Origin of the sequence: Achromobacter sp., assembly GCF_036567245.1 — a bacterium.
GTDB lineage: Bacteria > Pseudomonadota > Gammaproteobacteria > Burkholderiales > Burkholderiaceae_B > Achromobacter.
The window spans coordinates 1-9,168 of the sequence record NZ_DATCUY010000364.1; the positions used below are offsets into that span (position 1 = coordinate 1).

Below are 9,168 nucleotides of genomic sequence, written 5' to 3' on the forward strand. Positions count from 1 at the left end.
CGCGCCGTGCTGGGCCAGCAGATCACGGTGGTCGCGGCCATCCGCCTGGCCGGCAAGCTGGTGGCCGCGCACGGCGCGGCAATGGCGCGCCCCGAAGGCGGGCTGACCCATGTGTTTCCCTTGCCCGAAGCCGTGGCGGCCGCCGAACTGGCGCCGCTGGGCATGCCGCGCAGCCGCGCAGCAACCTTGTCGGCGGTAGCCGCGGCGGCGATGGCGGACAGACATCTGTTCGATGCGGCCGGCGGCCTGGAGGACGCGGTGCGCCGGCTGCGCACCATACGCGGCGTGGGCGAATGGACGGCGCAATACATCGCCCTGCGCCAGTTGCGCGAGCCGGACGCGTTCCCGTCCGCCGACATCGGTTTGCTCCGGGCGCTGGAGAGGCTGGAAGCACGGGCCTACACGCCCGCGCAATTGTTGGCCCGCGCCGAGACCTGGCGGCCCTGGCGCGCCTACGCGGCGCAGCACCTTTGGTCGGCCTGAGCCGGGCCGGCAATCACCACCGGCTGTCCGCGCCCTTCCTGAAATACGCCACCAGGAAGTCCACGAACACGCGCACCTTGGCCGACAGATGGTGCCTTTCCGGGAAGACCGCGTAGATGTCGGCTTGCGGCAAGGCGTAGTCTTCCAGCACCTGTACCAGCCTGCCGCTGCGCAGATAACGGGCCAGATCCCATTCGGCGCGCTGCAGGATGCCCAGGCCGGCCAGGCCCCAGGTCAGCGTCACTTCGCCGTCGTTGCTGCTGAGGTTGCCGCGCACCTTCACGGTCTCGCTGCGGCGTCCCTTGGTGAAGCGCCACAAGCCGTACGCGGCTTCGTTCTGCCGCAGCACGATGCATTGATGCCGCGTCAGGTCATGCGGCGTGGCGGGAACGCCATGGGCCTTCAGGTAGCCCGGCGATGCGCAGACCAGGCGCCGGTTGGGCGCGATCTTGCGGGCGATGAGGCGGGTGTCGGGCAGGTCGCCAAAGCGCACCGCCACGTCGAAGGCGTCCCGCACGAAATCCGCCGGGCTGTCGGTCAGCTGCAGCTGCAGCGACACCTCGGGATAGGCCTGGGCAAATTCAGCAATCGCGGGCGCGATATAGCTGCGGCCGAAACCCAGCGGCGCGTTGACCTTGAGCAGGCCGCGCGGACTGTCCTGGCGGCTGGCGATCAACTGGTCCAGGTCCTCGATCTCGCCCAGGATGCGGCGGGCGTTCTCCAGGTAGACCTCGCCTTCGGCGGTCAGGCTCAGGCGCCGCGTGCTGCGGTTGACCAGACGCACGCCCAGCCGCGCCTCGATCTGGGCCAGCCGCTTGCTGACGGCGGCCGGCGTGACGCCGAGCTCGCGGGCGGCGGCGGACATGCCGCCGGCGCGCACCAGTTCGACGACCAGCTGCAACTCATTGGAATGTCCCATGGCCCCTCGAGGTCCGCAGGGCGCCGGGCGCCCTGGCGCGGGGCGGATCAGTCGCGAAAGTTTTCGAACTGCAGCGGCAGGTCGACGTCGGTCTTCTTCAGCAACGCGATAGCGGTCTGCAGGTCGTCGCGCTTCTTGCCGCTGATGCGCAGCTTGTCGCCGTTGATCTGGGATTCCACCTTGAGCTTGGCGTTCTTGATGGCGGCGATGAGCTTCTTGGCCACCGGCTGCTCGATGCCCTGCTTGATCGTGACCTTCTGGCGGGCGCCGCCCAGGTTTTCGAGGGGATCGGCCACGTCCAGGCAGCGCACATCGATGCCGCGCGCCGACAGGCGGCCGCGCAGGATGTCCAGCATCTGCTTGAGCTGGAACGCGCTGGAAGCGACCTGGGTCACGACAAATTCGTCGAGTTCGAACTTGGCCTCGGTGCCCTTGAAATCGAAGCGGGTGGCCAGTTCGCGGTTGGCCTGGTCGACGGCGTTGGAGAGTTCGTGTTTGTCGACTTCGGAGACGACGTCAAAAGTAGGCATGACACGGGGTCCTGTTGGGTAGATGTTGAAAAGGCGAATACAAGCGTATCGCCTATTTTACCGACCCGACAGCCCGCGTCACGCCATCAGCACCAGAAGGCGGCCGGCTTGCAGGGGATGCGGAATCACCTGCGCGTCGATGCCGTAGGCCAGATACAGATTCGCCGGCGTCAGGACCTCCGCCGGAGTGCCTTGCGCGATGCCGCGCCCGCCGCAAAGCAGCAGCAGACGGTCGCACCAACGCGCGGCCAGGTTCATGTCGTGCAGGATCACCAGTACGCCCGTATGGGCGGTGTGCGCCAATTCCCAGGCGCGGCGCAGCAAATCGCCCTGGTGCTTGGGATCCAGGCTGGCCGTGGGTTCGTCCAGCAACAGGTAGCGCGGCTCGCCCTGCCCGCGCGCGGCATGGCACTGGACCAGCACGCGGGCGAACTGCACACGCTGCTGTTCGCCGCCGGACAACTCGGGATAACGCCGTCCCGCCAGATGCGCCGCATCGGCCTGGCCCAGCGCCTGCATCACCAATTCGTCCACCGCCTGTGGCGGCAACTCCGGGAACGGATAGGCGCCCATGGCGACCACCTCGCGCACGCTCAGGTCGAAGGTCAGCCCGGGCTTTTGCGGCAGCACCGCGCGCTGGCGCGCCTGCTGCCGGTGCGGCAGCGCGGCGAGCGGGGTTGCGCCCAGGCTCAATTGGCCTGCATCGGGCGCCAGTTCCGACGACAGCGCGCCCAGCAAGGTGGATTTGCCGGCGCCGTTGGCGCCCAGCAAGCCCACCACTTCTCCCGGCCGGATGTCCAGCGACACATCGGTGAGGATGCGCGCGCCGCCGCGGCTCACGGTCAGATTCCGTGCGGAGAGCGTCATCCGATTCTCCGTCCGCGCGCCAGCAGCCACAGGAAGAACGGTCCGCCGACCAGGCCGGTCACCAGGCCTATAGGCAGTTCCGCCGGCACGACCACGGTGCGCGCCAGCCAATCCGCGAGTATCAGCGCCAGTCCCCCTGCAAGTATGGTCGCGGGCAGCAGCCAGCGATGATTGGCGCCCAGCGTCATGCGGACCAGGTGCGGCACCACCAGCCCGACGAAGACGATAGTCCCCGTGGCGGCGACCAGGGGCCCCACGATGAGCGCGCTGGCCAGCACCAGCCTGGCCCGCACGCGCTTGAGCGTGTAGCCCAGGTGCTGGGCCTCGCGTTCACCCAGCAGCAAGGCGTTCATGACGCGCCATTGGCTCATCAGCCACAGACTGACCAGCAGCACCCAGGGTCCCAGGAACGACAGCACTTTCCAGTTGGCGCCGCCCAGGCTGCCCATGTTCCAGAACGTCAGGTCACGCAGCTGCGCATCGGTGGCGACGAAGGTGAACAGGCCGATCAGGCTGAACGCCATGGCCGTGATGGCAACGCCCGCCAGCAGCAGCCCGGCCACGCCCGGCACGCGCCGGCCCACCGCATAGGCGCAGAGCGTGGCGACCAGGCTGCCGGCGAAGGCCGACGGCGCGGTGATCCAGAAACCGCCGGAAGTCAGCACGATGGCGGCCACCGCACCCAGTGCGCCGCCGGCCGATATGCCGATCAGTCCGGGCTCGGCCAGCGGATTGCGGAACAGCGCCTGCATGGCCGCGCCGGATACCGCCAGGCCGGCGCCCGCCACCAGCGCGAACAGGACCCGCGGCAGGCGGATGTCGATCAGCACGTTGCGCCACAAGGCGTTTTCCGGCGTCGGCGTACCCCACAGCAGGGACGGCAGCTCGCGCAAGGGGATCGCCACCGCGCCGTTGGCCGTGGCGGCCACCACCGCGACCGCCAAGGCCGCGGCGAGCAAGCCCAATGCCAACGGCGCGCTAACGCGCCATGACATGCGCGACCTCCTGCTTGAGCTGGGTCAGCGCCAGCGGCAGGCGCGGCCCCATGCCCAGGATGAGCAGGTCGTCCATGACCACGATCCGCCGTTTTGCGGCGGCCTGCGTGGACGCGATGCCGGGCATGCGCAGGAAGGCCTCCATGCCGCCGCCCGCGTCCAGCGACGCCTGCGTGACCACGATCAGGTCAGGCGCAAGCGCGCCCAAGGCTTCGGCCGACAGAGGCTTGTAGCCCTGCTGGTCTTGCAGCACGTTCACCAGTCCCGCCAAGTGCATGACTTCGTTGGCGGCAGTGTCGCGGCCGGCGCCTTGCGGCGAACCCGTGCGGTTGATCAGCAGCAGCGCCCGCGCGCGCGTCGCGGGCACCGCCTCGGCGCGCGCGAGTTCGCGCGTAACCTCTTCCACCATGCGTTCGCCTGCGGGCGCCACGCCCAAGGCGTCGGCGACGCCGCGGATACGCGACTTGAGCGAGTCCACCGACGGCGCGTCCGACACGGTGACGACCCGCAAGCCGACGTCCGCCAGGCGCTTGAGCGCATCCGGCGGCCCGGCTTGCTCAGACGCCAGCACCAGATCAGGCTTGAGCGACAGCACGCCTTCCACCGGCACGGCCCGGTAGTAGCCCACGCGCGGCAGCTTGGTCGCAGCCTCGGGATAGAGGCTGGAGAGATCGTCTCCCACCAGCTTGTCGCCCTGCCCCAGCTGATACACGATTTCGGTCACGCTGCCGCCCAGGGTCACCACCCTGGCGGGCGGCGCCGCGTGCACGCTGAACGCCAAGGCCCAGCCTGCTGCCACTGCCAGCCATTTTTTCATCGCTTCGTCCTTATGGAATCAGGCCGCCAGGGGCACGCTGCACAGGCTGATCATCAGCTCGCGCCAGCCGGCCAGTTCCGGCTTGCCCGGCTTGCGCTCGCCGAAGAACTGCGCGATCAGGTCGCCCGTGGCCGAATACAGCTCCAGCGACGTGACCCAACCGTCCGAGGTCGGCTTGTTCACCACCCAGGCCGAGGCGATGGCGGTAGTGTCCAGATGCAGGTTGAACTTCGGGTCCAGCACGTTGTACCAGGGGCCGGTGCGGCTCAGCTGCTGCACCGGGCCGGTATGGATCTGGATCATGCCGCGGTTGCCCACGAAGCACATGATGGACAATCCGGACTGCGCCGCGGATTCCAGCATGCGTTCGACGGCGTCGGCCGGCACCTGCTGCGCCAGGTCCTCGCCCGCCGCCGCCAGGGCGGCCAGGCGCGACACCTTGAACTTGCGCAGCAAGGGGAAGAATTCGTGCGTGTCCTGCATGCCCAGCCAGGCCTCGCGCCATTGCGCGCCGTCCTCGACCCGGTCGGCGTCGACGGCGGGAGCATAGTGCTGGGTTTCCGGCCACTGCGCCTCGCCCGCGAACCTGGCGACCAGGGCGTCGTAGGCCGCCGCGTCGGTGGCATCGGTGCGGTATACCTTGTGCACCGCCACGCCCGCGCCGTCGAAGAACTGCAGGCTGTGACGGCCGTCCTGTTCGACCGCCCAGGCCGACTTCCAGGACGTGAAGAAGACGCGCAGGTCGATATCCGGCCCCAGCACCAGGCCTACCGGACCTTTGGCCTGGATGTCCTCATACACGCCGTGACGCTCGTGCACACACCAGTCGTTGCGGGTCAGCGCCATGACCGGACCCAGCGTACCCAGTTCGCGGAAGATCTCCTGGGGCGTGCCGTGCAGGGCCCTGGCCTTGAGGCCACCGCATTCCGCCGCCACCCACTCGGCTTCGGACACGCCCAGCGCCTGCGCCAGATTGCGGGCGCGCAGCTTGGGTTGCGAGGCCGTCAGCGCCTCGTTGCGGGCGCGCAGTTCCTGGGCGCGGGACGTGAAATCGGTATTGCTCATGGTGGGGCCCTCCGGCCGTTGCTAAGGTTTGCGTAGACCGCCGCCGCTCCAGTGTCGACCGGACCGGCGGCGGGTCTGGATCAATACTGGTATGTCAGTGAGACGCGCAGGCTGCGTCCCGGTTCCGTGTACCAATCGACAGGGCGCGGAATGGCGATGGCGCCGGCGGTCGGCACATTGATGGCCTCCCAATACTTCTTGTCGAACAGGTTGAAAACGCCCGCCTGCACCTGCAGGCCCTTGACCGCGACTGGACGCCAATAGCCCATCAGGTCCACCACGCCGTAACCCGGCGCCTGGAAATCGGCATTGGGCGCCGTGGCCGTACCCTCGGGGTACTCGACCTTGTTGCGCTGCAGGGCGGTGGTCAACATCGCATCCACGCCCCAAACATCGCGGCCGTAGCCCAGGCCCAGCACCGCCTTCAGGGGCGCCACCGAGTTCAGGTACTGCCCCGTCCCTTCATCCTTGCCCACGGCCCACGCCAGCGAGCCCCAGGTACGCCATCCCGGCGAAAACTTCCAGTGCGCGCTGGCCTCGGCGCCATAGATGCGAACTTTGGCGCGGTTGACGTTGCCGGTCACGCCCAAGGGATACTGGCCGGCCCAGCCCGGCTGCCACTGCGGCGAGGATGCGTTCAGCGGCACGTTGCCGTCGATGAAATTCTGGTAGCGGTTGTCGAACAACGATACCGCGCCGCCCAGGGAATCGGAACCGATCTTGGCGCCCAGCTCCCAGCCCTTGCTGGTTTCGGGTTTCAGATAGGGATTGCCCACGCGCAGGTAGGTGCCCGGGCCGCCATAGTTGGTGTAGAGCTGCGTCGGGCTGGGCGCTTTGAAACCATAGGCGTACTGCGCGTAGAGGCTGAGCTCGTCCGCAGCCTTCCAGGTGGCCAGCAGCTTGGGCGAGAAGCGGCTGCCGCTGTTGGTCGGCGGCAATGCGCTGGCGTTGGGGTTGCTGTCGTAGGCGGGCGTGGACTGCGGCTTCTGTTCGTAGTGGTCATAGCGCAGCGCCGGCATGATGGTGTAGCGGCCGTCGGCGAAGCTGAATTCGTCCTGCACCCACAGGGCCCATTGATTGCCCTTGGACTGCGGCACGTCGGCCTGGTTGGTGTGCAGCATGTCGCAGAGGCGCGGGCCCATGGGCGCCCGCGTGCCCGGCGGGATCATGGGGCAATTGTCGTAGCCGCCGGAATATTGCTCGGTCTTGTTGCCGTACCACTCCGCACCCGCGGTCCAGAGCTGCGATACGGTCGAGCCTGTCAGGCGTTTCGTGACTTCGGCATTGGCGCCGAACATGGTCTGGCGAATGGAATTGCTGCGGCCATAGGGGCCGCTGGGATAGCCGTAATAGTAGGGATCGCCGGGCCTGGCATAGGCGCGGGAATCGACGCTGCGCACGCCGCTCAGCGAGCTGTCCAGCTGCAAGCGTTGCCAATAGACGACCGCGGTGGCGGTGTCGATCAGGCTGCCTTCGCCGGGCGCCTTGTACGAATAATCGAAGGACACGCGCTGGCGTTCGGTTTCCTTGCGCGTGCTGTTCTCGCCGTAGAGATAGCTGGTGCCGGCGCCCTGCTCGAACATATTGTCGATGTCGGCGTTGCGCTTGAAGTATTCGCCCGTCAGGCCGAAGCGGTGGCCGCCTTCCACGCGCTGCTGCAACTTCAGCAGGAAGCTGCGTTGATCGTAGTCTTCGGGGCTGGGCTCGCTGCGCTTGGAGCCGTAGCCGCCCACGTCGGCACGGTTGTCCAGTGCGTGGCCGTTACGCACGCCGGCCTGCACCAGCCAGAACGTGTTGCTGTGGATCTGGCCCGCCAAGGCGGCGTTGGCGCCCCAGCTGCTGTCGGCCGTGTCGTAGTCGGTCTTGGCCAGCGCGCCGAAAGTCTTGCCGTCGGTCAGCAGATCCGAAGGCTGCAGCGTATACAGGTCGGCAATGCCGGAAATCGCGCCGGAACCGCCGCTGCTGGCGTCGGCGCCGCGCACGATGTCCAGCCGCGACAGGCTGTTGAAGTCCACTGCCTCCAGGCCGCCCTTCAGGCCGCGCGCGCCGTCGTCCAGCCAGGGCAGGCGGATGCCGTCCACGCGCGTCAGCACGCGGTCCTGGTCCAGGCCGCGGATGTTGATGCTGCTGTTCGCCCGGTTGAAGCTCACGCCAGGCTCGGCGCGCCTGCCGAAGTCGGTCCAGTTCCTGACCTGCAACTCGTCCAGGCGCTTGCGGTCGGTGCTGGTTTCCCAGGCTGGCGCGACCGGCGTACCCTCGCCGTCCACCTGAACCGGCGCCAACTGCGTCACGTCCGCGGCCGTCACCGTCTGCAGTACGTAGACCCGGGCGCTGCGCTCCTGTACGCCCAGACCGCTGCCCGCCAGCAAGCGCGCGAAGCCTTCATTCACGGAATAGACTCCGTCCAGCCCTGCCGTGCGGCGTTGCCCCACCAGCGCCGCATCGAACAGCACGGTCACGCCCGCGCTGTCGGCAAAACGCGGCAGCGCCTCGGCCAGCGCCCCTGCGGGGATGCGATAGCCGCGCGCCTGCGTCTGCTGCGCAGGCTGGGCCCATGCGCCGCTTGCGGGCAGCAAGGCCGCGGACATGGCGGCCAGCGCCAGCGCGGCATGCACGGCGACAGCTATGCGGGTCATGCGGCATTGCGGGCCTCGGGCGGGTCGGGAGCCGCTTGCGCGGCTGGCGGATAGGTAAGCCATGGTCGTCCTTTCGATCCAAACGGTGTCGGCATTCGTTTGCCTCTACAGACCATGACCCTCGTGAAATCGAAATCGGACAGCTGGTCCTCCAGTTTTTTGTAACAGCGCGGATTCAGGCCTCGGCGGCTACGCGCGAGGTGATCGTCACCCAGTACGGCGTGCGGTAGCGCACCCGCACCGGCAAGGTCGCGGGCAGCGCCGCCAGCACCGCATCGGTGTCGCGTAGCTGGAATGCGCCCGAGATGCGCAGGTGCGCGGCTTCGGGATCGCAACGCAGGATGCCGGAGCGGTAGCGGCCCAGTTCCGCCGCGAAGGCGTCCAGGCGCATGCGCTTGGCGTGCAGCACGCCGCGCAGCCAGTCGCTGGCGTGCGGATCGGCGGGAGACGGCGGCGACACGCCCTCGGCCGTCAGGCTGCTCTGTTCGCCAGCCTCCAGGCTGACCACGCCGCGCGGATGCGCGGCGCTGCCGACGCGGACCCGCCCTTCCTGCACGCTGACCCGGCACAGCCCGCTTTCCTGGCGCACGCAGAAGCGCGAGGCCTGCGCCTCGATATCGCCCAGGCTGGTGCGAACCACGAATGGGCGCGTCTGCGGCGCCGTGTCGGCCACGGCGTGCACCGCGATCTCGCCCGCGCGCAGACGCAACAGGCGGACGGTGGAGCTGAACATCACGTCGACGGCGCTGGCCGTGTTCAGCAGCAGCGTGGAACCGTCCGCCAAGGCCACTTCGCGCCGCTCGCCCGGCGCGCTGCGATAGTCGGCGGTCCAGTCCAGCGGATCGGCGCGCCAGGC

Annotated in this window: 9 protein-coding genes; 1 reads left to right on the forward strand and 8 read right to left on the reverse strand. The window is 68.5% G+C overall.

All coding sequences use genetic code 11. From position 1 onward, the window contains the following. The coding region (locus tag VIR09_RS15700) for a DNA-3-methyladenine glycosylase family protein (protein WP_414639432.1) at positions 1–483 on the forward strand (483 nt) is incomplete at its 5' end. 13 nt (positions 484–496) lie between these two features. Here VIR09_RS15700 and VIR09_RS15705 read toward each other — a convergent pair. From VIR09_RS15705 to VIR09_RS15740, 8 genes are all read right to left on the reverse strand, one after another. Beyond that, positions 497–1,402 (reverse strand): LysR family transcriptional regulator, encoded by a 906-nt coding sequence (locus VIR09_RS15705; RefSeq protein ID WP_332013711.1) that lies wholly within the window; start codon positions 1,400–1,402, stop codon positions 497–499. A 47-nt stretch (positions 1,403–1,449) separates the two neighbouring features. Next, entirely contained in the window at positions 1,450–1,932 is a 483-nt protein-coding gene (locus VIR09_RS15710; protein ID WP_013395853.1) for a YajQ family cyclic di-GMP-binding protein, read from the reverse strand. A gap of 78 nt (positions 1,933–2,010) precedes the next feature. After that, positions 2,011–2,799, reverse strand: a complete 789-nt coding sequence (locus VIR09_RS15715; protein WP_332013712.1) for a heme ABC transporter ATP-binding protein — start codon at positions 2,797–2,799, stop codon at positions 2,011–2,013. After that, the gene (locus tag VIR09_RS15720; protein ID WP_332013713.1) at positions 2,796–3,794 is read right to left on the reverse strand and encodes an iron ABC transporter permease; all 999 of its coding nucleotides are present in this window, start codon (positions 3,792–3,794) and stop codon (positions 2,796–2,798) included. Before VIR09_RS15720 ends, VIR09_RS15715 begins: the two co-directional genes overlap by 4 nt. Beyond that, on the reverse strand, positions 3,778–4,611 hold the full coding sequence (locus VIR09_RS15725) for a hemin ABC transporter substrate-binding protein (protein ID WP_332013714.1): 834 nt from the start codon (positions 4,609–4,611) through the stop codon (positions 3,778–3,780). Before VIR09_RS15725 ends, VIR09_RS15720 begins: the two co-directional genes overlap by 17 nt. 18 nt (positions 4,612–4,629) lie before the next feature. Further along, complete coding sequence (locus VIR09_RS15730; protein WP_332013715.1) at positions 4,630–5,676, reverse strand: hemin-degrading factor; 1,047 nt, start codon at positions 5,674–5,676, stop codon at positions 4,630–4,632. Positions 5,677–5,756: 80 nt separating this feature from the next. Beyond that, complete coding sequence (locus VIR09_RS15735) at positions 5,757–8,312, reverse strand: TonB-dependent receptor (RefSeq protein WP_332013716.1); 2,556 nt, start codon at positions 8,310–8,312, stop codon at positions 5,757–5,759. A gap of 175 nt (positions 8,313–8,487) precedes the next feature. Continuing rightward, a partial coding sequence (locus VIR09_RS15740; protein ID WP_332013717.1) for a FecR domain-containing protein occupies positions 8,488–9,168 on the reverse strand: 681 nt, incomplete at its 5' end.